The organism is Nocardia sp. NBC_01730, assembly GCF_035920445.1.
GTDB lineage: Bacteria > Actinomycetota > Actinomycetes > Mycobacteriales > Mycobacteriaceae > Nocardia.
Genome location: NZ_CP109162.1, coordinates 3150109 through 3174161 on the forward strand (window position 1 = coordinate 3150109; position 24053 = coordinate 3174161).

General features: G+C 66.4%; 24 protein-coding genes and 1 pseudogene. 12 read left to right on the top strand and 13 right to left on the bottom strand.

What is annotated here, in order from left to right; genetic code table 11:
- Nucleotides 1-3: 3 nt before the first annotated feature.
- The 9 genes from OHB12_RS12135 to OHB12_RS12175 form a co-directional block, all read right to left on the bottom strand.
- Entirely contained in the window at nucleotides 4-237 is a 234-nt protein-coding gene (locus OHB12_RS12135; RefSeq protein ID WP_327119017.1) for a hypothetical protein, read from the bottom strand.
- Nucleotides 234-1241 carry an alpha/beta fold hydrolase gene (locus tag OHB12_RS12140; RefSeq protein WP_327119019.1) on the bottom strand — a complete coding sequence of 336 codons (1008 nt, stop codon included), beginning with the start codon at nucleotides 1239-1241 and terminating at the stop codon, nucleotides 234-236. Before OHB12_RS12140 ends, OHB12_RS12135 begins: the two co-directional genes overlap by 4 nt.
- A gap of 3 nt (nucleotides 1242-1244) precedes the next feature.
- Nucleotides 1245-1541 (bottom strand): hypothetical protein, encoded by a 297-nt coding sequence (locus OHB12_RS12145; protein ID WP_327119021.1) that lies wholly within the window; start codon nucleotides 1539-1541, stop codon nucleotides 1245-1247.
- Nucleotides 1538-2203, bottom strand: coding sequence for a hypothetical protein (locus OHB12_RS12150; protein WP_327119023.1), 666 nt, complete (start codon nucleotides 2201-2203; stop codon nucleotides 1538-1540). Before OHB12_RS12150 ends, OHB12_RS12145 begins: the two co-directional genes overlap by 4 nt.
- Before the next feature lie 3 nt (nucleotides 2204-2206).
- The gene (locus OHB12_RS12155) at nucleotides 2207-2824 is read right to left on the bottom strand and encodes a hypothetical protein (protein WP_327119025.1); all 618 of its coding nucleotides are present in this window, start codon (nucleotides 2822-2824) and stop codon (nucleotides 2207-2209) included.
- A 113-nt stretch (nucleotides 2825-2937) separates the two neighbouring features.
- Complete coding sequence (locus OHB12_RS12160; protein WP_327119027.1) at nucleotides 2938-4545, bottom strand: cutinase family protein; 1608 nt, start codon at nucleotides 4543-4545, stop codon at nucleotides 2938-2940.
- Between the two features lie 71 nt (nucleotides 4546-4616).
- Nucleotides 4617-5762, bottom strand: a complete 1146-nt coding sequence (locus OHB12_RS12165) for a lipase family protein (RefSeq protein WP_327119029.1) — start codon at nucleotides 5760-5762, stop codon at nucleotides 4617-4619.
- Complete coding sequence (locus OHB12_RS12170; RefSeq protein ID WP_327119031.1) at nucleotides 5759-6958, bottom strand: cutinase family protein; 1200 nt, start codon at nucleotides 6956-6958, stop codon at nucleotides 5759-5761. Before OHB12_RS12170 ends, OHB12_RS12165 begins: the two co-directional genes overlap by 4 nt.
- A 44-nt stretch (nucleotides 6959-7002) precedes the next feature.
- Entirely contained in the window at nucleotides 7003-7941 is a 939-nt protein-coding gene (locus OHB12_RS12175) for a hypothetical protein (RefSeq protein WP_327119033.1), read from the bottom strand.
- 1088 nt (nucleotides 7942-9029) lie between these two features.
- Here OHB12_RS12175 and OHB12_RS12180 point away from each other — a divergent pair.
- The 3 genes from OHB12_RS12180 to OHB12_RS12190 are packed head-to-tail and all read left to right on the top strand — an operon-like array spanning nucleotide 9030 to nucleotide 11961.
- Nucleotides 9030-9404 (top strand): hypothetical protein, encoded by a 375-nt coding sequence (locus tag OHB12_RS12180; protein ID WP_327119035.1) that lies wholly within the window; start codon nucleotides 9030-9032, stop codon nucleotides 9402-9404.
- On the top strand, nucleotides 9389-10561 hold the full coding sequence (locus OHB12_RS12185) for an MAB_1171c family putative transporter (RefSeq protein WP_327119037.1): 1173 nt from the start codon (nucleotides 9389-9391) through the stop codon (nucleotides 10559-10561). Before OHB12_RS12180 ends, OHB12_RS12185 begins: the two co-directional genes overlap by 16 nt.
- Nucleotides 10558-11961 (top strand): cytochrome P450, encoded by a 1404-nt coding sequence (locus OHB12_RS12190; RefSeq protein WP_327119039.1) that lies wholly within the window; start codon nucleotides 10558-10560, stop codon nucleotides 11959-11961. Before OHB12_RS12185 ends, OHB12_RS12190 begins: the two co-directional genes overlap by 4 nt.
- On the opposite strand, the gene OHB12_RS12195 is transcribed toward OHB12_RS12190, so the two are convergent.
- Together OHB12_RS12195 and OHB12_RS12200 are read right to left on the bottom strand one after the other, a co-directional pair.
- Complete coding sequence (locus tag OHB12_RS12195; RefSeq protein WP_327119041.1) at nucleotides 11918-12358, bottom strand: hypothetical protein; 441 nt, start codon at nucleotides 12356-12358, stop codon at nucleotides 11918-11920. The genes OHB12_RS12190 and OHB12_RS12195 overlap by 44 nt on opposite strands.
- Nucleotides 12355-12840 (bottom strand): hypothetical protein, encoded by a 486-nt coding sequence (locus OHB12_RS12200; protein WP_327119043.1) that lies wholly within the window; start codon nucleotides 12838-12840, stop codon nucleotides 12355-12357. Before OHB12_RS12200 ends, OHB12_RS12195 begins: the two co-directional genes overlap by 4 nt.
- 670 nt (nucleotides 12841-13510) lie before the next feature.
- Between OHB12_RS12200 and OHB12_RS12205 the strand changes: the two genes are divergently transcribed.
- The 5 genes and pseudogenes from OHB12_RS12205 to OHB12_RS12225 all read left to right on the top strand — a co-directional run.
- Nucleotides 13511-14368: a helix-turn-helix domain-containing protein gene (locus tag OHB12_RS12205; protein WP_327119045.1), complete on the top strand. Its 858-nt coding sequence runs from the start codon at nucleotides 13511-13513 to the stop codon at nucleotides 14366-14368.
- A 345-nt stretch (nucleotides 14369-14713) separates the two neighbouring features.
- On the top strand, nucleotides 14714-15775 hold the full coding sequence (locus tag OHB12_RS12210; protein WP_327119047.1) for an IS110 family transposase: 1062 nt from the start codon (nucleotides 14714-14716) through the stop codon (nucleotides 15773-15775).
- A gap of 235 nt (nucleotides 15776-16010) precedes the next feature.
- Nucleotides 16011-16637 (top strand): DDE-type integrase/transposase/recombinase, encoded by a 627-nt coding sequence (locus tag OHB12_RS12215; RefSeq protein ID WP_327119049.1) that lies wholly within the window; start codon nucleotides 16011-16013, stop codon nucleotides 16635-16637.
- Between the two features lie 180 nt (nucleotides 16638-16817).
- Nucleotides 16818-17870 (top strand): IS630 family transposase, encoded by a 1053-nt coding sequence (locus tag OHB12_RS12220; RefSeq protein WP_327119051.1) that lies wholly within the window; start codon nucleotides 16818-16820, stop codon nucleotides 17868-17870.
- A gap of 10 nt (nucleotides 17871-17880) precedes the next feature.
- Nucleotides 17881-18030 (top strand): annotated as a pseudogene (locus OHB12_RS12225) (IS30 family transposase); the annotation flags it as partial.
- Here the strand turns inward: OHB12_RS12225 and OHB12_RS12230 are convergent.
- Both OHB12_RS12230 and OHB12_RS12235 read right to left on the bottom strand, forming a co-directional pair.
- Nucleotides 17985-18605, bottom strand: coding sequence for an IS3 family transposase (locus OHB12_RS12230; protein WP_327119053.1), 621 nt, complete (start codon nucleotides 18603-18605; stop codon nucleotides 17985-17987). The pseudogene OHB12_RS12225 and the gene OHB12_RS12230 sit on opposite strands and share 46 nt — an antisense overlap.
- Nucleotides 18606-18610: 5 nt before the next feature.
- The gene (locus OHB12_RS12235; RefSeq protein ID WP_327119055.1) at nucleotides 18611-18907 is read right to left on the bottom strand and encodes a transposase; all 297 of its coding nucleotides are present in this window, start codon (nucleotides 18905-18907) and stop codon (nucleotides 18611-18613) included.
- Nucleotides 18908-19448: 541 nt separating this feature from the next.
- Between OHB12_RS12235 and OHB12_RS12240 the strand changes: the two genes are divergently transcribed.
- From OHB12_RS12240 to OHB12_RS12255, 4 genes are all read left to right on the top strand, one after another.
- A complete protein-coding gene (locus OHB12_RS12240; protein WP_327119057.1) occupies nucleotides 19449-21215 on the top strand; it encodes an asparagine synthetase B family protein in 1767 nt (588 codons plus the stop codon).
- Between the two features lie 32 nt (nucleotides 21216-21247).
- Entirely contained in the window at nucleotides 21248-21682 is a 435-nt protein-coding gene (locus OHB12_RS12245; protein WP_327119059.1) for an NUDIX domain-containing protein, read from the top strand.
- Nucleotides 21683-21745: 63 nt separating this feature from the next.
- Nucleotides 21746-23065 (top strand): UDP-glucose dehydrogenase family protein, encoded by a 1320-nt coding sequence (locus OHB12_RS12250; RefSeq protein ID WP_327119061.1) that lies wholly within the window; start codon nucleotides 21746-21748, stop codon nucleotides 23063-23065.
- Nucleotides 23066-23236: 171 nt separating this feature from the next.
- On the top strand, nucleotides 23237-24046 hold the full coding sequence (locus tag OHB12_RS12255; protein ID WP_327119063.1) for an inositol monophosphatase family protein: 810 nt from the start codon (nucleotides 23237-23239) through the stop codon (nucleotides 24044-24046).
- Nucleotides 24047-24053: the final 7 nt, after the last annotated feature.

The following is a 24053-nucleotide window of genomic DNA, read 5'->3' on the forward strand; positions in this document are numbered from 1 at the left end:
GGGTCAGGTGGGAGGCAGGACGGCGATGGCGATCGTGCTGGCCGAGCCGAGCAGGGCTGCGCCTGCGAGTGCGCCGAGGAGTCCTTCGACGCTTTCTTCGCGGTACATGCGGATCGCTAGAAGTCCGCCGACCCACACCGCGCGGGCGATGCACAGAAGCAGCACGAACCAGACCAGGTAGCCCAGGAGTTGTGTGAGTGGTGAGAGCACCTGCGCGGGAAGCGGTTTGGTGATCACAGCTGGCCACCGTTCTGTTGTTGGGTGCGGTAGGCGACCTCAAGTGCGGCCAGGATCGGCTCAGATGCCTTGGCGGCCTCGATATAGGGCAGGGAGTGTCCAGCGCCGGGGACGCTGTCGTAGTCGCCCCAGATGCGTTCGGCCAGGTGCTGGGATCTGCTCGGTGCGACGACGGGGTCGAGCTGGCCGGTCATCACCCAGGTCGGGATGCTGCGCATGATGCTGGCCGTTTCGCCGGTCAGGGCTGCGCTGCCGTACGCGGCGAGGGCGGTCAGCGTGGCGTCGAGGTTGTCGCTGCGCGTCCGGTGGCGGACGGTGTTGAACAGGCTCCGGCGTGGGAAGCCATAGCGGGCCGGCGGCTCGTACAGGTAAGTGGTCAGTTCCTCGACGAGCTGCCGCCCCGGGTCCCGGGAGCGTCGTCCAGCGGCAGGCACATCGGACGCTGGGAGCCAGGGGAATTCGGGGCAGGCGTTGAACAGCACGATGCCGGTCAAGGCGCGGGCACGGCGTGGGTACTGCTTGACCCATGCCCCCACCAGTAGCGATGCCACCGAGTGCGCTACCAAGACGACCGCGCCGTAGGTGCGCGCCATGACTGCGTCCAGGTCATCGACAAGCATCGGCAACGTGGTTCGGACTCCGGCTTCGGAATTCTCCAGTGTGCCGTGCCCGCGCTGGTCGTAAACGATCTGGGCGATTCCACCGTCGAGGTGTTGGTGCAGGCGCCCAGTCAGTGGCGTCCAGTACGTGGAGTCGGTCAGCATGCCGTGGACGTAGACCACGCTGGCCGGAGGCAAGGCCGGGCCGAGGCGTGCGGCCGAGAGCCGCATCCCGTCTGGGGCGGGGACGGTGAACGGGCTCAGGCGGGGTTGGCTGATCGTGCGGTGTTGGCGCGCAGCGATCTGTGCGGACGGAAATCCGCTGGCGGCGCTCCAGGTACCAGGTGCGTCAGGCGCGCCGTGTGTGGTTGTGCAGGGTTGCGGATGAATTCGGAAGTGGCGCATGGGTTATGCGCCTCCGGTGACGACGGCGTTCATGATCGCTCCAGCGCTGGTGGCGATGATGCCGCCGACCAGGGCGCCGAGGATGATCTTCGGTGATTCGACCGCGCCGCCATGGAATCTCTCCCAGCCGAATTTCCCGCCGGCGTAGACCAGCGAGGCGATCCCGGCGAGCATGACGATCCAGGACAAGTAGTTGACGAGATTGACCAGCTTCTCCGCGCCCGGCGGTGAGATCGGGGTGATCTGAATTTGTTGGGCGAGCACGGTGACCGCCTCGCCGACCGCGTAAGCGGTGATCATGGCGTTTGCTCCGAATCATGTTGTGCCGCAGCCCCGCTACGGGAGGCTGCGAGGTGGGTGATGATCTGGGTTCCCGCGCGGTGCACGTCGACGGGGACTGACTCACCTAGCCGGGATCTGCGCCGCGGCGGCGGGTCGAACGGCACATATTGGGCGAGGTCGGTGAGTTCACAGACGACGAGTTCGTCGTGCCAGCCGATGTCGTAGACGTGGTCGACCAACTCGGCGACGACAGCGCGATACCGCCGCACGGCCGCAGGAACCTTCCCCGGGCGCGCCGCCGTCAGCACCAACCCGATCACCCGCACGCCGTCCGGTGCCAGTCCGGCGTACCATTCGCGCAGCCGATCGGCCGCGGCGGTCAGACCGGGCATACAGAGCCGGGCGGCGACGATGACGCGTTGGGTACTGCGGGGTGAGGCCGGCCAGGCCAGGCCGGTGTCAGCGGCCGGGGCCCACCACCGCGCCAGTGTCGAGGTCCCGGCACCGCCGTGCGCGCCGAGCACGGCGAACAGCGGGGGATGGGCACCCGTGGTCGGCAGCGGTGTCTCCCGCATCGGCGCCAACCGTTCCGGTGCGGGCGCGGTGACAGTGCCCGGGTCGAGACGGTGCCCAAGGTCGCGGTGGTCTTGGTGCAGGTGGAGGTGGATCGGTGCGGCCATCGCTCAGCCCCGCTTCTGAATGTTGGTGATGACGACATTGCCGAGGTCGTGGCGGATGTTGATCAATTGGAGGTAGTCGATGCGCTGCCCACCGGGGTGCCGCTCGACCAGGTGCACCTCCGCGGCGCCCTCGGCGATCGGGGTGATCGCGACACAATGCGTGGTTCCGGTCGCGCTGGAGGCGATGCCCGCCGACAACGCCTCGAGATTGAGACCTGCTTCAGGGGCGACCAGCCGCAGCGCGGCCTCGCCGCTGCGCTGCACGTAGTAGGCGTGCTCGAACGCCGCGATTACCCCGACCAGGCTGTGGGTGTCGCCTGCGGTGTCGGTGACAGTCTGCCCCGACAGCCCGGCGCACGCGCCGCCCGACGATGGCGTGATTGTCTGTGGGCTCGCGGTCAGGGTCGGGATCGGCGTGGCCGTATCCGGGCGGTCGGTAACCGAGCTGATTCCCGCTCCGATGACCACGGCGGCCACCCCAAGGCCGGCAGCAAGCCCGACCCATACGCGCCGAGGCACTCGGGTGTGCCCCGATCTTGTGGTGGGCTGCGGTGGCGGGGGCGGTTGCAGGTTGATCCACTGCCATCCGATACCGCCGTCGAGATCCGCATCGTCGGTCACGGGCAGGACATGTTGCCGGACAACCGTTTCGGCTGGATTTAACCAGCCCGAGCCGTGCTCACCGCTGGTGTCAGGTTCGATTCGGGTGTTCGGCATATCGGTTTCTCACCTCCTCATGTGATGGCGGACAGTGCAGGGCCCTTCGGGCGGGAGTGCCAGGGGAGAATCAGCAGACAGGCGTGGGTACGTCTGCGGAATCGGACTCCGCCCGAAGGGGTCTGAAGGCCGCCGCTCGACGTCGGGGCCGCCGGCGCGGCAGGGCCGCTGCGCGGCGTGGTGGTGGGTGCTGTGGTCGTCGAGTGGGCGGCGGACTGTGGTGGGGCCGACGGTGTCCCGGTGGCGGCGAGGTCGCGGGCGAGCGCGGTGAACCAGTCGGCGGTGGCGGTCAGGGCTGAGCGTCCGGTCGGTGTAGCGGGGATGGTTTGGTAGGAGCCGTGGCGGCCGGTGGTGTCGCTGTATTGGGCGGAGCTGGCCAGGGTGTAGAGCGCGCTGCGGTCGGTGAAGGTGCTGGTGATCGCGTCGAAGGCTTGGTTGATCCAGCGGCTGGCCGTCTGCGGCGGCACCAGCTCGATGATGGCGGTGGCGAGCTTGGCACCGAGCGATGCGACTGCCGCCCACGGATTCGCGAGCCCCACGGTCGCTAGTTCGGCGATGGTGGTCGGGGTGAACACCTTCTGTGCGACCGACACGACGGCGTTCAGGCCGATGGTGCCGAGCTTGAACAGGGCGGCGAGAGCATCGTTCGGGCCGGGTGGGGTGGTGTTCGGGTTGGAGGCTTCGGCCAAGCGTTGACCGAGGGGTTTGGCAGGTTGATAGGACAGCTGATCGAGGCTGGTGCCGCTCAAGTCCTCGTTGACCACGTTCACCGCGGTGGTGTAGACGGTCGCCGATAGGGCTTGGGCGATCGTGGACACCGCCGCGATCGGGTCGCGAAGGTCGGAGCGGGCAGCGATATTGGCGGCGGTGGTGGCCAGAGGGCCCCCTTCCGGGGCATCGCAGGTGGCATCTCCCGCGACGCACAGGTCCGCGACCCTGCCGGTCAGCACCCCGTATCCGCTCGACGGTGAGGAGGCTGCGATACCGGCCCCGGACAACGGCGGGTTGAGCAGCGAGATCGTGGCAACCTTCTGCCCCGTGGTCCCGGGTGCGGCCGACGGGGTCGCGCTGTCCGGGCGGCCGGGCAGCACCGGGGCGTTGGGCTCACGATTCGGGTTGGCCAGCAAGGCGATTGCGGCAACTTGGTCGGCGGCGACCCGTGCGTTCCCGGCCCCGACCCGGCTAGCGAACTGCGAGACCGCGGGTGCGCCGTGGGCGTATCCGGCGGCGGCGATCTTCGTGGTCGGGCACCGCGCCACGACCTCGGCGGCCATCTGTTCCAAACGGTCGGCGGCAGCGGTGATCGCGACGTCATACGGCAGCGCCGTCCTGTCGGGCGCGCGGCCGTAGGGGACGTAGGCGCGTTGCACGAGATCCCCCGCGGCGGCGGCGAGCGGTCCGAACATCTGCCCGAGTGCACCGGAATCGCTGGTGATCGCAGCGTCAGGGGCGGCCTCCTCGCTGCCTTGCACCCCCAGCGCATACAGGCTCGGGCATTTCGTGCCGAGCGGGACGCTGGTGTCGGGGTGCACAGTGCTGACACCTGCCACCGACACGGTCACCAACGCCAGCACGGTCGCGGCGCCGCGTCGTAATGTCCAAGTCCGGATGGTGCTGGAGTGCATGAGATTTCACCTCGATCTGGTTTGGGGGCCTGCCCGCACCCCGGTCGGGGGTCGTGGTGCGGGCAGGCGATTCAGGTGGTCTGCGGACTCGGTGGTGCTGGGCGGGTGGTGATGCTGGGTCGGTGCTGCAGGGAGCTAGCCAGCCGGGCGATGGCTTCGGCCGCGCCGTCGGCGGCGGTGCCGGTATGGCTGGTTGCGTACTCGCGCCAGCTCACATCGACTCCGAGAGAGCGGTATTCGGCGAACAGTCTGCGTCCCATCGCCACCGGTACGAGGGCGTCTTCGGTGCCGTGGTAGAGGTGCACGGGCACTTGCGGGGCTACGCGGCCGCTGGTCTCGTTGGCCAGCACGTACCGCCAGAGGGGGTCGTTCCACGGGTCGGGTCGCTCGCACCAGCGCCCCAGCGGCTGGTTGCGGTAGGTCGACAGCAGCGCCGCCGCGTCGAGTTCTCGGGCCTGCTCGACTGTGCGGCGGCCGCCGTCGGTGAGGATGTGGCCGACCGGCAGATGTGCATATGCGCGGCCCAGCCCGACCAGCCCCGCCAACCCCAGCCCCGCCCACCGCCCGCCATCGATCTCAGCAATCAGCGCACCAGGATCAGCCACGACAGCACCGGCAGCGACCCCGCGCAGATCCAGCTCCGGTGCATACCGGGGCTGCTGTTCGGCGGCCCAGACCGCGGCCCGCCCGCCATCGGCGTAACCCCACACCGCGCACGGCGCCTGCGCCGAGTCCAGTTCCGGCAACGCGCGCACAGCGCGAGCAAGGTCGAGCACGGCGTGCGCGGCGGCGCGGCCAGCCAGGAACTGGTGCGGCCCCAGCCCGGTCACGCCCAGGCCGTGCTCGTCGGGCACGGCGACCGTCCATCCGCGTTCCAGAGCGGTGGCGATGAACCCGGTTTCCGGTTCGGTCCCCTCCCCCGCCAGCAGCTGCGACGGTGCACAACGACCGCCGAGACCATGAAATGCCGTGCAGTACACCAGGACAGGACTGCGCCGGGCGAACTCCGCCGTATGGGGAGTGATCACGATTCCGGAGGCGGGGATGGGGGCGCTGAACGCGGTGCGAGTGGCGTAGACGAGCTGCCAAGCCTGGCTCGCGCTGTGTAGGTGCGGGGTGGAGACGGTGCGGCGGCGCAGGATCTCCCCCAAACGCGGAGCGAAGTCGAGCGCAGGGCTGCTGTAGAAGCCATCTAGGGCGGCGGGATCGGTCATCATCGGCTCCCGGCGATGTCGTGGGCGAGGGCCACCATCCAGGCGACGCCGGAGTTGAGCTGGCCGTTGATCGCATAGCCGTTGTGGCGGGTAATGGTGTCGGCGTAGTGCACCCAGACCGCGGGATCTAGCAGGTCGGCGTTGTCGGCGACCAACTGCCCCCACGCCGCACCTAGTTGCACGGCGAGTTTGGGCAGCAGCCCGATCGGGTTCGCGGCGACGGTGGCGGTGATCTCGTTCCACCGCGTCGCCGCCGCACCGACCTCCTCGGGGCGCGGGGCGGGGATGCGGGGGTCGGCGGCGTCGATCAGCCGGCCCGCCAAACCCAGCTGCGGGGTGTAATCGAGGTTGCCGCCGCCGACCTGGAAGTCGTTGAGCACCACCGTGGTCCAGGCATCGCCCATGGCGGCGGAGAACAAGGCATTGAGCGAGCCGATCGCGGCCAGGGGGTCACGTAGGTCGGCTTGAGCGGCGATCTCCGCGCCCACCCGCAGCAGCGCGGCCCGAGCCGGTGCCGAGCAAGCCAGGTCCCCATCTGCGCAGACGTCGGCGACTCTGCCGGTCAACGCCCCGTAGCTGGTCTCGCCATCAGCGATGCCGCCGCCACCAGCAGGAAGGTTGCCGATCTGCACCGCCGACACTGCGGCCCCGCTGGTGCCCGGTGCGGGATCCGGCGCCGTCTGTCCCGGCCGCCCGGGGAAGATCGGTGCGCCGAGGGCGCGGTCCGGGTGGGCGTATAGGGCGATCCCGGCGATCCGTTCCGGCCCGACCGGGCCGGTGCCCGCACCGATGTCGCGGGCGAAGGACGACATCGATTGCGCACCTTGGGAATAGCCGATGCCAGCGATCATCGTGCCGGGGCAGGTGTCGGCAATCTGAGTGACCGCGGCGTCGAGCTGACGTCGGGCGTCGGTTACTGACACCACATACGGGTCAGGCCCGCCACCGGGGACCGCACCACCGAAGCCCGCGCCATACGGGATGTAACTACGCTGCACCAGACCCGGGGCCGCGGACAGAACCGGAGCGATCAGCGCACCAACGACACCGGTGTCGGCCAGCGGATCCGCAATCGGTGAGGACTGGCCGGTGCCCTGGACACCCAGCACGTAGAGCGCGGGGCAACCGGGCCCGATCGGCACCGCCTCCGCGCTGCCGGTTCCGGTCGCGACACTCACCACGCCGATGGCCGTGGTCATCGCTGCTACTGCGGCGGTGCGCGTGCAACTGTTCGTGAAGGTAGTCACGGCTGACCGACCCCCACTCCGGCACCGAACCCGGCGCCAACGGTGCCACCAGCGACCGCGCCGATGACAGCGGCAGGAATGCCCACTACCGCGGCACCCACAGCCGCACCGACCGCGGCACCCAGAGCCGTTCCTGCCACGCCGGAGGTCACGGTTCCGATAACCGGCACCGGCACGACAGTGCCCAGCACGGCGCCCGCGACACCGCCGATCGTTCCGCCGATCAGGCCACCAACCACCGCTCCCGCAGCCGCCACCGGGGCACCGACGCCCGCGCCGCCCGCAGCGCCACCGATCCCGGCACCGGCCAAGGTCGCGCCACTGACCCGATCCGACCGCCCGGCGGGGATACCGACCGAATCCAGCGCGGTCGCGACCTGAGCTTCGGCACCCGCCGCGACGTCGTTGATCGCATCCGCACATTCCGGGGGCAGCCACTCCGGACGGGGGGCTTGCCACTGCCCGACGCGGATCATGTTCTCCGGCGCCTCGATCGGCGCGACCGCCGGCACCGGTTCGGGCAGATGCAGTTCCTCGATCCGGATCGGCTCCACCGGCTCCTCCGGCGGGGGCGCCGGACGCGACGACGCCTCGTTGCGGACCTCGGGCGGCTGCTCGTAATACACCGGAGGCCGATCCGCTTCCGAGGCAGGCGAAGGCTCCGGTTCCGGAGGCGGTGGTGGCGTGGTCGTGCCCGGTTGGGCGGGGCTGGTGACCCCTGGTTGGTCAGCGATCACAGCGGGAGTGTCAGCGGCACTGGCCGTACCGGCTGCGGCGATCGCCATCGCCATCGGCACCGCCCCGGCCAGGAGTACGCGACTGCCACATCCGATGCTGAGGCTCGAGCTGATTCGCCAGTTCGCCGCACCGCGGCGCGGGTTTTCGGAGCCGATGGCACCAGCCGACCCAATGTGCAATTTCCTGAATTTGGACATGCCAAATAAATCCTTCGTCCGAAAGGAAGACATGGGAATTAGTGATGAGAATGGCGGCTACGAAGCCGGGCCGCAGCTCTCCCAGAAGGGCGTCTGCCTCTGGGAGAGCGCATCTCAGGGCGACTGTGTCAGATAAAGGGCAGGATGAGCGCCAATGCCCGCGTCGCCACGGACAAGCCGTGAGACAGCATCGACAGGCCGGTGTTCACCAAACCAATAATCACGAACGGGTCCAACGCTGTTTCCTTTCAATCGGTTCGAACTTTGCTCATTCATCCAAACCGCGAAACATGCTGGAAAGCTAGGGTTCTGACTCATCTACTTTTATGTACATACAGAATCGTGAGATTGCTATTTCCTGGCTGATCAGGGAGTTTTCTGACGGACTAAGGAAGAAATCTTGAGAGAAGATTCTGTCTGAATCTGCTGCCGTGCAGCCGCTTCCACGTGCTGTCTGCCACAGGTTGCTGCCTGGCGCCCAGCTACCTGTGCGATCGCTGACGAGATCACCCTTGCCGCCGTCGACCCGTTCTGGTGGCAGCGAAACAATCCCAGGGCTGGGCTCTCCTCTGGCACGCTGGGCCGGGCGAAGGAGGAAGCTCGGGGGCAAGCTCCAGACGATGGTGGGGTTCGAGGTATCGGGTGCCGTGGACTTCGTCTGAAGTTCTTTGCGGTGGTTGCACGCAGAGTTGGGTCCGTCGTCCCAGGCATCAGTCCATGTGAGACCGCACGTTCGATCCTCATCGACTTCAAGGGAACCGAATCATCCGCCATGACGTCCAAACCTTTAGTCGCCCAATTGCGCTGCGGCGCCTTCCGACGAAACACGCACGGACACAGGAGGAATCATGTCACTCGGCAAGTTGATCAACCGCGGCACGTCTCGGTACCCTCGACCTCCTCGAGCGCGTTACGTCGCGACGGTGCTGAAGCTTCGCGGCTTGGCCGCGGGGTGATGCAGGGTGGATGACTCGACACGGCGAGTATTCGACGCCCGGGCCAAAATTGCCCACCTGGTTCCGTCGCCCTGGGACCGGGACAGGTTCCTGGCTGCGCTGGGGGTCTGGCGCGGTCGTCCGATCCAGCTGATGCCAGTGGAATCCAGTGTGCTCCCTGATGTGTGGAATCTCGGGCGCGGTGCACCCTGCGGATTGTGGCTCGACACCGAGTCAGCGGATGTGGTCGCGTACTCCGCTGGCACCACCAGCTTCCATGTTGATCAGATCCTGTGGCACGAGGTTGGTCACATGGTGCTCAACCACAACGCGGGCACGGGAGACCTGGCTGGGTTGCGGCTGCTGTTGCCGAACATCGACCCAGCGACGATCCGGCGGGTGCTGGGGCGAAGCGAGTTCGCCGACGGCCAGGAAGAGGAGGCGGAGGTGTTCGCCGATCTGATGCTGTCGAGCACGTCGCGGTGGCGGGCGAGCCGGCCGATGACGTCGCTGTGGGGAGAGCATTGACCTCGTCGGCACCGGCGCCGGTTGCCTGGGCGGTTCTCGGGTTCAGCGTGGCGGCGTTGGTGTTTCGGCTGCTGTGGTTTTCGGTTGGTGCCCGCCCGAGTGAACGTCTGATCACTTATGGCCTGCTGTTCGGCACGGCGTCGGGGTTACTGCGTGAGCGTGTGGTGCAGGATTGGCTCGCGCAGGTAGGTGCTTTCAGTGTCGCGTTTACCCGGCAGTTGTCGGCGGCGGTCATGGTGGTCATGTTCGCGCCGCTGCTGCTGCTGGTGGCCTCGTGGTCGGAGCGCACGCCAGCACATGCTGCCCGCATGAGCCGGCTGGTGTGGGGCACCGTCTGTGTGTCAGCTGCACTGATGCTGATTGTGGGAACTCACTCGCGGGAACTGGGCGATTACATCGACCGGACCGAGGGCTGGCAGACCCCGGTGTACTTCGCGATTTTCTCCGCCTGGTGCGGCGTGCCCGGTGTCCTGATGGTGACGACGAGCGTCAAGGAGCTTCGGGCCGGACACCTGCGGCCCCTGCACCGGCTGACCTACCTGTTGATCGTGATCGTCGGCATCTGGGCGCTGGAAGAAGCACTGTTGATCGTTGTCTCATCGCTGTGCGCGGCAACCGGCACTGGCAGTGCCTTCGTCGAATTCCGTGTCGGGGCAAACGAAAACAACTACACCTACATGCTCGGCGGCGGTGCCCTGGTCGCCGCGGCTGGGGTAGCGACCGAGTTCATGCGGCAGCTGCGGATCGATCCCGCCTCGCGCGCCATCCGGCAGCTGACCCCGATGTGGAAGGAGCTGGTGGGGGCGTGTCCGGAAATCCCGCGCCCCACGGGGCAAGCCGCCGCGGTGAGCCCCCGGCGCCGCGTACACCGGATGACCGTCGAGATCAGGGATTCACTTCTGGTGCTGGGACGTTACACCGAACCGGTCACCGAGGACGTCGCAGGGCCAGCCGGTGAGGCGATTCAGATCGCACGTGCGTTGCACCGCAAGCAATCCGGTGCCGCGGCCGGGCAGTACCGTCGGCTACAGGCGTCGGCGCCGGGCAGTGACATCGTCGATGAAACCCGTGCCCTGCGCAGAATCGCCAACCACTGGCATGAGGCGCGAAACCATGTGCATGCCACCCCGCTACTGGATGGAGACCGAGCGAAGTGACGACAACACCGGCCCCGCAGCGGATTAGATCCAGTGATCGGGTGCTTCCGCATCCGCCGTACCGGATCCCGTTCCTCGGCGATGTCTGGGATCTGCACGTGACGGATTCGAGCCAGTGGGGCATGCGTGGCGCGCAACGTTACGGCGACCTCTACGAGCGGAACATCTTCGGCACACGGGTGACCTATGTGTGCGACCCGAAGCTACTGCGCGAAATCAACGATGACACACACTGGGCGAAATTCCTCGGCGTCCCGATCGGCACGCTGCGGACGGTGGCTCGCGACGGGCTGTTCACCGCGTTCAACAGTGAACCGAACTGGGCCAAGGCACACGCGATCTTGGCGCCCTCGTTCACCGCGACAGCGATGCGCAGCTACCACGCCACCATGCAGGCCCGCGCAAACGAGCTGATCGAGCACTGGGCAGGCCGCAGCGATAGGTGGGTCGACATCCCCCACGACATGAACAAGGTTGCGCTCGAGGTCATCGGGCGCTGCGGCTTCGGGTATTCGTTCGGTTCGTTCGATCGCACCGATCCGCATCCGATCGTGGCCGCAATGCTGCGAATCCTCACCTACGTCAACCGCTCCGCCTACAGCCATCCGCTGCTGGAGCGGACGCTGCACCGGGAACAGCGAACTCGGCATCTGGCCGACATCGACTACGTCAACCGAGAGGTCGACTCAGTGATCGCGCAACGGCAGCGAGACGGCGCCGGCGAGCACGGCGACCTACTGGACCGGATGCTCACCGCGGCCGACCCGGAGACCGGGCAACGACTGGACCCGGAAAACATCCGCTACCAGATTCTCACTTTCCTTGCCGCAGGCCACGAGACCTCGGCGGGGGTGATGGCGTTCGCCCTGCACTATTTGTCGATTCATCCGGAGATCGTCGACCGCGCACGCAAGGAGATCGACGAGATCTGGACCGGTGACGAGCTGGCGTTCGAGCAGGTCGCCAAGCTGCGCTACGTGCGACGCATTGTCGATGAGACTCTGAGGTTGTGGCCCACCGCCCCGGGTTATTTCCGCAAGGCCCGCCAGGACACGATGTTGGGCGGCAAGTACCCGTTCCAGCGCGGTGAGTGGGTGTTCATCGTGCTGTTACAGCTGCATCGCCATCAACTGTGGGGCGATGACCCGCAACGCTTCGACCCTGACCGGTTCCTGCCCGAACGAGTGCGGGCACGCCACCCCGAGTTGTACCGGCCGTTCGGGGTAGGGATGCGTGCCTGCATCGGCCGCCAGTTCGCGTATCACGAGATCGTGCTCGTGCTGGCCACGATCCTGCGCAACTATGACCTCACACCCGACCCCGCCTATCGGCTGAAAGTCAAGGAAACGATCACCCTCAAGCCGGATCGGTTGCGCCTGAAGGTAGCTCGGCGCAGCTAGGTTCGATCCCGTGCCGTTGGCACATGCGTAGCGAGTCAGCTAGTGCTTTTCGGTCGGAGGTGCCCGGGCTGCCGCGCAGGCGGACCCGGCGCACTCCGGCCTCACGCAAGGCTCGCAGCAGATCCAGCTGGACGTACGCGTCGACCACTCGTTGCACATCCCCGGCCTCAATCAAGAACCACGGTTCCTGCTTGAAGTGCCGGGCCACCGCGGTGAGCAACTCCGTTGACGATGCGCCGGCGGTACCGGCGCGCAGCGCGGTCAGATCGTCGGCTGATACCTCGATACCTCGATCACGCAGCGCCGCGGCAACGAACTCCACGGCGGGTTCGCCTTCGGTAGGGCTGTGCAATGCACGGAACAACACATCGACACGTTCCGCCAACGACAGGTTCATGCCTCCGCCTCCGCCAAACGGGTCTCGAACCGCTGCCTCATCGACTTGTCGAGGTCGATATGTAAGCCAGCCAGCCACCGCCGATACAACGCTTCCTCCTCGTCATCACACTGGTCGACTACACGATCCAGAAACGGGCCCAGAACCGCCACCAACGGACCCAACGCCCCACCCTGGCGGCGGTTCGCTTCGAGCAGTTGGGTGACGTACCGGGCATACAACGGCTGAATCGCAGCGTCGAGTCGCTCGGTGGCTACCCGCATGGCCGGGGCACAGGATTCGGCTAGATCCCCGATCTCATGTGCGACGGTAATCAGCTGAGTAACGACCGCACCCTCGACATACACCCCGCGCGGACCGACGACGATACCCGATCTGCCCGCCACCGGCCTGGGCTTGCCACTGCTGTAGTAGACGTCCTCCGCCGATCCAGGCTCCCACTCCAGTCCCACGTTGAGCTTCCGTAAGGTCTTCGGCTTCACATTCCGAGCCTCAGCACGCTCGATAGCGAGCAGCGTCGGCTCCGTCGGACCCCCGTGCAGGTACACCTGCCTCCTCGATCGAGGGGGTGTGAACTCCGCCATGCGCGCGAGCACTGCATCGGCCAACCGCCTCGCACATGCGTCATCCATCGAGCCACCTCCCGAGGGTATGACCGTTCACAGGCATCTGCGCCATCCTAATACGAAAATTATGCGCAGACGAGCCCCAGCATGTCGGGCATCTGATCCGAGTGTCGCTATGTGCCAGGTGTTCTGAGTTCTGCAGTCGCATGCTCTCCAGTTGATCTTCGAGCCAATTTGCGTATTATTTTCGTATGTTAGCAAACGGGCGCCCTTTCAGGATGGGCGCTGCTGGAGTCGCGCCTGCGAGAGCCTTACTGGCGAGAAGGACGGATTGGACGAGGCCACTGGACGGAGAACAACTCCCCGACCGTCCCGGTCGAGTAACCCCCGATGCGGCGCCCGGTACCGACGGCGCAGCCACCTCACAGGTACGACTAGCGGCGAAATTGACTTAGCGACAACAGATTTCTACGACTTGACCGCATGGACCGGGAAATTCTGCGCGGCTGGCAACGCACTAGCCACGCGGTGGCATTGCGCACGATCGCCGGATCAGAGCAGGGGAAGCCGATCGTCACATCTCTGCGTGTACCTGTTCCGTAAGCAACCAGAGAAAAGGGGGGGAGCCCGCTTGCGCCGGAATCCCGCAAACCGTCCGTCCGACCACTTCAAACCCGGACCGGCAGTCCGCATCCCGAAGCTATCCAGCACCTGCCGCTCGATCAGAGAAGACCTAGGCCTATCCCGGGCCGAGGCTCGGGACCGCACCGGGCTCAGCGACGGCTACTTGTTCGAAATCGAACGAGGCAAGCACGTACCCAGCCTCGAGGCGCTGGAAAAACTGATCGCCGGCTACCGTCTCAACCTGATGCAGGCACGCCATCTTCGCGAACTACGCGCACCCGCCGAGGATCTTCTCCCGACCGCCAAGCTGCGAGAGTGCCTCACTGCGAACGACGTACTGATGTCGCACCTTCAAGGGCTCGAGCAACGGAGAGTGCTCGGAGCCTACATAGACCCGATGTGGAACGTCCTGGCCTGCAACGACTCCTGCCGAGCAGCTTTGCCTGGCTTGGAAGAGACCGCCGAATCCATCCCGGCCTGGCTGTACAGCCCGACTGCAAAGACCATCGTCATCGAATGGGAGCGAGAAGCCGCACACGCCGCGGCCGTCCTGAAAGCGATCTTCGGCCGCTACCGCGCCTCCGAACAAGTCCGAGACCTCATGCGGCGCTTGCGCCCCAACCGTGACGCCAACCGGCTGTGGGGTCCGAGCACCAACGTCGCCTACGGCCGCGACGCCAGCAACCCGCTGCACTGGCGGCACCCCTCCACCGGCCAGCCGAACTCGTACATCATGACCGTCTCAGAGGTAAACCAGACCCAGAACGTTCTTCTCGTCACCGCACTGCGCAGACCCTACTGCGGACCCACCATCGTCTAGCCACTCCGAGATTTGTTGCGACACGCGCCTGCTACGCCGAACCGGCCTCCGGCAGGCGCGTCCACACCCAGCTTCATCCTCTAGATGAACCGTCGACTTATCTGATGGGAGCGGTTCGTGGTCCGGGGTCAGCTGCCCCGTAGCGTGCCGCAGGAGATCGGGCGGGTTGACTCGTGAACCGTCTGTCACCCTTGCGGTTGACTTGCCCGTGATATGTCCACCCGCCCGGTCTCCGTTCGCGGCTTGACTCGACAGAGGTGTGACATCAAGGTGCTGTGAGAGGTTCTTGAAGTCGACTTGTCGGTCGCGGATTCCCCATCCGACGAGGCGAGGAACCTGAATTAGATGATGCTGATCGGTGTCGATCCGCACAAGTCCAGCCACACCGCCACCGCGGTCGATCCCGCGACGAATACCGACCAGGGGTCGGCCCGAATCGACGCGACCAACACTGGCTATCGACGGTTGCTCGTATGGGCTCGGCAATGGCCCAAACGAACTTGGGCGGTGGAAAATGCGGAGGGACTCGGTCATCACTTGGCGATGTGGCTGGTGGCCTCCGGTGAGGATGTTGTGGATGTCGCGCCGGCCGCGACAGCGCGTGTTCGACAGCTTTCGCGTGGCGGGCGCCGCAAGAACGACCGCATCGACGCCGCTGCTGCCGCGAGTGTCGCGGCGTTGCACGGCGATGCCCGCCCGGTCGTCGCCGAAACGCATGCGGACTCTCTCGCACTTCTTGATGAGCGGCGGAAGAACTTGTCCAGCAACAGAACTCGGTCAGTCAACCAGTTGCACGCGCTGCTGCGGGAGTTGCTGCCCGGTGGCGCACCTACGGATCTGACGGCGACGAAGGCCGCAGCGGTGCTGCGGCGCCTGCGCCCGATCACCGCCACCGACCGAGTACGGAAGTCCATCGCGAAAGATCTCCTGGCCGACATCAAACGCTATGACACCCAACTCGCCGACAACGCTGCGGCGATGGACGAGCTGCTTGATTTGCACGGCACCACACTTCGCGAGATACCCGGAGTCGGTCCAGTGATGGCCGCCCGGATTATCGGCCGCACTCGCCGCGCGAGCCGGTTCCCCAACGCCGCCGCTTACGCCAACTACACCGGCACCGCACCTGTCGAAATTGCTAGTGCCGAGTCATCTCGCCATCGACTCTCGCGCTATGGCGACCGGGAGTTGAACTCCGCTCTGCACACCATTGCGATGATCCAGATCCGGATGAGGACCAGCGTCGGGCGCAGCTACTACGACAAGAAGATCGGCGCAGGGAAGTCACCAAAAGAAGCCAAGCGTTGCTTGAAACGACGCCTCGCCGACCGATGTTGGCGAACCATGACCCGAGACGAAAGACAGGCGGCCCGAACCACACTCACCCGCCATACCGATGCCGCTTGACAAATACAGAGGTATCATGGGTTTGGGGCCCATGAACCAACAGTCGTTGAGTTCCTGATTCCTCCGGCTGCTCCCCGCTCGCCGAATCCGCGCTGGACCAGTACCCTCAGTAGCCCGGAGACTTCACGTCGAACGCGTTCCGGAGGGTAGCCGTCCTCGCAGATCACCTTGACCGCGGTATTGCCGACTCGCCACGTGTCGCCGAAGGTGCCCCTACCGAGAAACTTCGCATTGGATGTGCCAAGAGCGGCGGCAACCTCATCGGCTGAATGACGTGCGTTCATCACACCCCTGCAAAATCACGCTGTCACCGCAGCCACGAGCCGTGCCTGAAAGCGGATGCAGCAAGCCAAACCTGAATCTGGCGGCGCGCGATCTTGGTTCAACACTGGCCCGCCGCGGCATCTCCGTCGGCCGTAAACGGGTGGAGCGGTTGATGCGCCACGCTGGCCTGCAGGGCGCGTTCCTGCGGCGAAAGTGGCGTACACCCTCGACGCGACAGGATCCGCGGGCCACGCCGGCGCCGGATCTGGTCGAGCGTGACTTCACCGCCGACGGCCCGAACAAGCTATGGGTGGCCGATGCCACGCGCATCTCGACCGGGGAAGGCGTGCTCTGGCTGGCCGCGGTCGGTGATGCGTTCTCCAACCGGATTGTCGGGTGGAAGACGTCGGATCGCTGTGACACCGACCTGGTGCTCGGCGCGCTCGAATACAGCGTCTGGTCTCGGGACGTGCGTGAGGGTGAGCTGGTTCATCACTTCGACAGGGGTTCGACCTACACGGCGTTCGCTTCGCTAATCAGTTGGTCGACAACGGGATTGCTCAATCCATGGGATCAGTCGGCGACAGCTACGAGGTGAGTCGGCGGCGGGAATCGCACCCACCGCCGCTCTCAGAACCGTGCTTAACAGTCTCCCGTTACACGGCTCCCGCTGTTGAACCAGTAGGCAATGCGCCGTGCTTCCAGTGCGCGAACATGCCCGGATAAACCGAAGCTATTTGAACTGAAACTTCTTGATTGCCTTGCTCGTTGAGGATGCGTGAGTGATCAGGACCTGCGGCGGTTGTCACCCGCTGCGCAGGAGGTGGTGCGGCTGCGGGTGGTGGCCGCGCTGGAGTCGGAACGGGTACGCAGCTACGGCGAGGCTGCCGAGGTGTTCGGTGTCTCGCGGCGTTCGGTGGGTACGTGGTGGCGTAGGTACCAGGCTGGGGGTCGGGAAGCGCTTGCCGCGCCGGTGAAATCTCGTACCGGCCGAGACGAGCTGATCAGCGCCGAGGACCGGGCGGTGTTGTTCGCCGCGATGGCCGACTACACCCCCGAGGAGTTGTTGATCGGCGGCCCGTTGTGGACCCGCGCCCTGGTCGCCGAGCTGATCCGCATGGTCGTCGGGGTCGTCATGACCGAGCAGGGTGTGGGCAAATGGCTGCGCCGCCACGGGTTCACTCCGCAACGCCCGGCGCGGCGGGCCTACCAGCAGAAACCCGATAAGGTGCGGGCCTGGCTGGATACCGAGTACCCCGCCATCGTCGCTCGCGTCCGCAGCGAGAACGCGGTGGTGGCCTGGACCGATCAGTGCGGGCTGCGCAGCGACACCGCCCCTCCAGGGCGTAGCTGGGCGCCGAAGGGCAGCACACCGGTGGTGCATGTGAACGGCAAACGCCTGCGCGTCAACATCATGTCCGCCATCGCTTTTCGTGGCGCACTGTGGTTCTCGGTGTTCACCGGCCGCTTCACCGCGAAGGTGTTCATCACCTTTCTCGACCGGCTCGCCCGCCAGGCCGGCCGCAAGGTCCATGTCATTGCCGACCGGCACCCGGTGCATCGCAGCAAGGCGGTGACCGCATGGCTGGCCGCCAACGCCCACCGCATCGAGCTGCACCTGATGCCCGGCTACAGTCCCGAGCTCAACCCCGACGAGATCCTCAACGCCGACATCAAACGACACGTCCACCCCGCCCGCGCCCGCTCCCGCAACGACCTCGCCCGCGAAACCCGCCGGTTCCCGCACCGCCGCCAGCGGCAACCCGACATCGTGCGCGGCTACTTCCACGCCCCACACGTCCGCTACACGACCCTGGAGGAAATGACATAGTTTCGGCTCAATATCACGCTGGACCGGAAAGGATCTCGCGGCGGTCGCGCACACGCTCAACACACGTCCGCGAAAGGTGCTCGGATGGCGCACACCGGCCGAAGCGATGGACCATCACCTACAATCGCTCGAACGTAGAAGTGTTGCGACGACCAGTTGAATCCGCCCTGCACGCCGTGATCGGAGTGGATGATGGGTGGCGCCCGGCTCGGGTGCCCGGTTGGCGATCGCCATGCCCAAAGCGTTGGTCACCAACGCCGCGGTCTGGCTGGAATCAATCGACCAACCCACCGCCCGCCGGGAGAAGGCGTCGAGCACGACCGCGCAATACACCTTGCCCTCGCGGGTGCGATGTTCGGTAATGTCGGTGACCCACAAACGATTTGGCTCCGATCGGGTGCAGGCACGCGAAACCAGATCGCCCGCGGTCGGGGTCTCGTGACGCGGTCTCGGGCGCCGGTTGCCGGGCAAGCCCTTGAGCCCGGCACGGACCATCAGCATCTCGATTTGGCCGTGACCAACGGTCAGTCCGAGGCCGAGGATGAGCTCGGCGTGAACACGCATCGCGCCGTAGACGCCGCGCGAAGCGGTGTGCACGGCGCGGATCTGGTCGGTCAGCCAGGCGTGGCGCAAGTCCCGGTTCGACGGCGGGCGCGAGCGCCACTCATAGAACCCGGACTCCGACACATCCAACAGCCGGCACGCGGCCTGTACCGGCAAACCTTCCGACGCCATCGTGGCTATCGCCGCGGACCGCCTTTTGGGTCGTTCGGCTCCGACAGCAGCTCACGAGCCCTTCTCAGGATCGCAACTTCATTCTCTAGCTCTCGAATCCGCTTCTTGGCCGCGCTCAGCTCGGACTGCTCGCCCCGCGTCAGGCCAGGCACCTGACCGGTGTCGATCAACTCCTGTTTGCGCCAGGTGTAGATCGTCTGATCACTGATATCGAGATCAGCGGCGACCTGCGCTACCGGACGACCGGCAGCGACCAGATCGAGCACCTTGCGACGGAACTCCTCGGGATAGCGCTTCGCCACGAACAAGTCTCCTTCGACGATGTCGTGGCCAGAAGTCAAGCAGACCGACTCCGGCAAACCCGGGGCACATCAAAGTCTCCAGACAAGCCGGGGCGATTCAACATGTGCGCACGCCAACGCTTGTAGGTAGTCGTTGTAGGTAGGTCCCTGAGCATGGGCCGATGTGTGGCACCTTCCGATCGCCCGAGACTTGTCATTGTCGGGTTGAGCGATTTCAGGGCCGGAAGGTTGGAAAAGGGTGCGACATTTCCGAATTCGGCGGCGTGGTCTTTCGTCGGCTCACCAGCTGCTGCAGCGCTTCGGGTCGGTTATCTCGACTATCGGCCGGCAGCATCGGGTTGGGAAAGTTCCGCGCCGGGTTATGACACAAAGTCCATCGACAGCTACCGAAAACGTTTGCCCAGTTCAGCGAGTACTTCTGCCCGATCTGGCAGTTGCGCAGTGCAGCCACCAGCAGGCTTGATCATGCCGATCACCGGCACAAATGCCATTTCTCAGCGATATATCGTTTCGACAATCTCTCTACTCGAAGGTGAACTACATGTGCGGAATCGCGGGGCTGGCCGGACCGGATGCAGCTCGGCACACAGCAGTGGTCGCGGCGATGGGGCACTCTCAGCGTCACCGAGGACCGGACGGCACTGCCCATGCCGCCTCCATCGACGGGCTCGCGGTCGTCGCGATGAACTCCCTTCGGATCGTCAACCCCAGTGGCCAGATCGGTCCCTACCTCGATGCGGCCAGCGGCCTGCTGGTCACCTTCAACGGCGAGATCTACAACTTCCGGCAGATCGCATCCACCTGGGGCATCGACCTCCACCCGGATGACACGGACGCGCACCTCGTCCTGCGGGCCTGGGCCAAGCTCGGGCCGGCGTGCCTTGATGGCTTGGACGGCATGTTCGCCCTCGCCGTCTACGATCCGCGCGAGACCACGCTGTTTCTGGCCCGTGACCGGCTTGCCCAGAAGCCCCTGTACTGGCGGCTCGACGGCGGGCGCCTGGCCTTCGCCTCCGAGGTCTCGACGCTCGTCGGCTACGGCGACGCGCCGATCGTCGTGCGCCCGGAGATGCTGGCCATCGAGACACCGATCGGCGTCGACACCCCATACCAGGGCATCCAGCTCCTGGCGCCAGCCACGGTGCTGGCCTTCGACGTAGCGAGCGGATCCCTGGATCAGCGGACCTGGTGGTCGCTGGACCGTGCCGAGCCGTTCACCGAGGACTACGGCCGGGCACTGGCCCAAGTCTCGGGCTTGCTGGCCGAGCAGGTCCCGTTGCGGGCCCCGGCTGGGGACTTCGCGCTCCTGCTGTCCGGTGGCCTGGACTCCAGCCTCCTCGCCTACCTGATGCGACCACAGCTGTGCGTGACCGTGCGCTACCCGGGGCAGGACCGTCTGGACGAGTCCGCGCAGGCAGCCGCGGTGGCGCGTGATATCGGCGCCGAGCTGCTTGTCATCGAGCCCGGCCCCGAGGACTTCAAGGCAACCTTGCCGTCCATCATGTCCGCACTGGACTACCCGATGGGCAACGCGAGCACCTTCTCCGAGTACATGGCGTACGCAGCTATCGCCGAGCGCGGCGTCCGCGTCGTCATCGGCGGTCTCGGCCCGGACGAGTTCCTGATGGGCTACATCCGTCATGCTCTGGCCCTCTTCGGCCCGGAAGAGGTGCTTGCCGCCGGCCTCACCGCATATCGCCCGCTGGCCGGCAAGCTCCTGCACTCGGACGGGGGGCCGCTGGAGCCGTCCGAGGCGATCACCCGGCTGATCTTGCGCGGCCCTGACCCTGACGGCCGGGTCCGCGCCGAGGTCGCGGCCTGCCTGGAGCGAGCCGATGGGGACCTCGCCCGGGGACTGACCCTCGCGGACCTGGCGACCAGCTGGCGTCCGCTGGTGGAGACGTCGGACAAGCTGGCCTCCTCGTTCGGTATGGAGCGTCGCTCGCCCTACCTGGCGCGTTCCCTGGTCGAGCTGTTCTATCGACTGCCGGTCGAGTACAAGATCGCGCATCCGGCCCGTGGCAAGCGCATTCTGCGGGACGCCGCGAAGGCCCTCGGCGTTCCGCCCGAGATTTGGGGAGCCACCGACAAGCTCGGCTTCGCCTCCCCGGTGCCGAGTTGGTTGACCGGCGAACTCGCGGGGTGGGCCGACGGGCAGATCAACGATGCCCTCGCCGCTGCCCCGGTCGCGCTCCGCCCACTGCTGGAGGCAGGTCTACGACCGGCAGGCCGGTTCGACCGCACCCGTATGCAGGCCCTGATGACCGCGGTCTGGTCCGCGCCCGAACTGGTGACAACAGCCGCATGACACTCAACCTGGGCCGGCCATAGGTTGCACGGATGGAACCGGACACCACCCCTCACTACGCCGCCACCCCGCGCGGGGCCGTCGCCATCATCACCAACGGGCGCGGCCAGCTCCTCCTGCATCTGCGTGACGACCTGCCGCATGTGACTTGGCCTGGCTACTGGTCGGTCCTCGGCGGAGGCTGCGATCCCGGCGAGAACCCCCGCCAGGCCATCGTCCGCGAGCTCGACGAAGAAGCCGGCTTGTCCGTAGACCAACTGAGCGAGCTGTTCGAGACCCGGGACGAGCACGGTTCCGGGCAGCTCATCACCTTCTTCGCCGCCACCTGGGACGGCGATGAGACAGCTCTGCCGCTCACCGAGGGCATCAGGCTCCAGTTCTTCGACCGCGAGCACCTGAACATGCTGGCGGTCCCGCCGTTCATCCGCGACGGCATCCATCGCTACCTCACCACCCGGCCCGCCTGACCGCCCGCTCTGCGAACACGAGGCGGGCGGAGGCGGCCGACCCCTGTTCGGAAGGACCCCACCATGAAGCTCACCATCATCGGCTGCGGATACCTGGGCGCCACCCACGCCGCCGCCATGGCCGAACTCGGCCACCAGGTCCTCGGGATGGATACCGACACCGAAAAGGTCGACGCCCTCAACAAGGGCCAGGCCCCATTCCACGAGCGCGGCCTCGACGACCTCCTCACCAAACACACCACCACCGGGAACCTGCGCTTCACCGCCTCCTACGCGGAGGCCGGCGCCTTCGCCGATGTGCATTTCCTCGGCGTCGGCACCCCACAGCAGTCGGACAGCGACGCCTACGACCTCACCCACCTGTTTGCTGCCGTCCGCAGCCTCACACCCTGGCTGGCCGACAACACACTGATCATCGGGAAGTCCACTGTCCCCGTCGGCACCACCAAGATCCTCCGCGAGATCCTCCATGAGCACAGCCGCGACTTCGCGAACATCAAGCTCGCCTGGAGCCCGGAATTTCTGCGCGAGTCCTTCGCCGTCGCGGATACCCTCCGCCCTGACCGAATCGTTCTCGGCCTCGCCCCCGGCGACACCACCAGCGAGGCCGTCTTCCGTGCCGTCTACGCGGAGATCCTGCGCTGCGGCTCCCCGCTGATCGTCACCGATCTGCTGACGGCCGAGCTCACCAAGAGCGCCGCCAACGCCTTCCTCGCCACGAAGATCTCGTTCATCAACGCCATGGCCGAGCTGTGCGAGGCAGCCGGCGCCGACGTGCACGAGCTCGTTGCGGCACTCGCCTACGACACCCGGATCGGCCCGCGCGGAATGCGGCCTGGCCTTGGCTTCGGCGGCGGCTGCCTGCCCAAGGATGTCCGCGGCATCATCGCCCGCGCCGAAGAACTCGGCGCGGGCCAGGCGGTGTCGTTCCTACGGGAGGTGGACGCCATCAACCTCCGTCGCCGAGACCGAATGGTCGACCTCGCTCGCGAGCAGTGCGGCGGCACCTTGATCGGCAAGCGGATCGCCGTCTGGGGTGCCGCCTTCAAGCCCGACACCGACGATATCCGCGACTCACCGGCCCTAGCCGTCGCCGATGCGCTGCACCGGGCCGGCGCCGAAGTCACCGTCCACGATCCGATGGCTACCGACAACGCCCGCAAGGCATTCCCGCACCTGGAGTACACCGACGACGCGACTGCCGCCGTCACTGGCGCCGGGCTGCTATTACACCTCACCGAGTGGACCCACTACCGTGACGCCGACCCCGCCGATCTCCGCCGGCACATCGCTGTGCCCAAGGTGATCGACGGACGCGGCACCCTCGACCGTGAACGCTGGCGCACGGCGGGCTGGACGCACCGTGCCCTCGGACGGCCCTGATCGGTTGCAGACAGCGGAGCCCTCTCTGGGCATTCCGCGTCACCCGAGAACACCAACGCGTCCACCCCGACCCCACCGGGCCGCTGCCTGATCAACAGTCACCGCTAAGGAGCTTGCACCCATCGGTGGTGGGCATCAAACCAAGGAGGGCTCATCTACACTCCCGAACGTATGACGCTGATGGACGACCTCACCCTCGGACATCAACTGGCTGACACGGCCGACAGCATCTCCTTGCGGTACTTTTCGGCGGGCAGCGTGCCGACGCAATCCAAGGCCGACGGCAGCCCGGTCACGGCCGCCGACCACGCGGTCGAGCAAGCCATCCGAACTCAGCTTGCCAGTGCCCGTCCGCGGGACTCCTTTGTCGGAGAGGAATTCGGCGGACGCGGCAACGCGGCGCGACGTTGGGTGGTCGATCCGATCGACGGCACGAGCAACTTCTCCGGTGGACAGACCGAGTGGAGCACCCTGATCGCTGTCGAGGAGGACGGCGAAGTGCTCACGGGCGTGATCACCGCGCCGGCTCTGCAGCGCCGCTGGTGGGCGTCACGATCAACGGGTGCATGGACCAGCACCTGCCGCGCGGGACAACTCGGGCCCCGCGAAGCCCTGGCAGTGACGGAGACCGAGACGCTCGACAAGGCCACGGCCGCGATGTGGCCCATTGCCGCGCGGGTTCCTTCGCAGCGATTGGCCGCCGCCACCACACTCATTGCCCAGTGCGCCGGCGGCGGTCCCCTATCGAACTGGGCCGGGGTATGCCAAGGCGCCATGCTCGTCGCCGCTGGAGCTGCGGATGCCTTTCTCCACCTGACCGCTGATCCCTGGGACATTGCCGCTGCCGTGCCGATCGTCGAGGAAGCGGGGGGAAGGTTCAGCGACCCACAAGGAGGACGCAGTATCTCCCTCGGCGCGGCCGTGTTCACCAACGGCCGTATACACGACGAGGTGCTCGTCCTGCTCGGACGCGAAGGGTGAGCTTCTG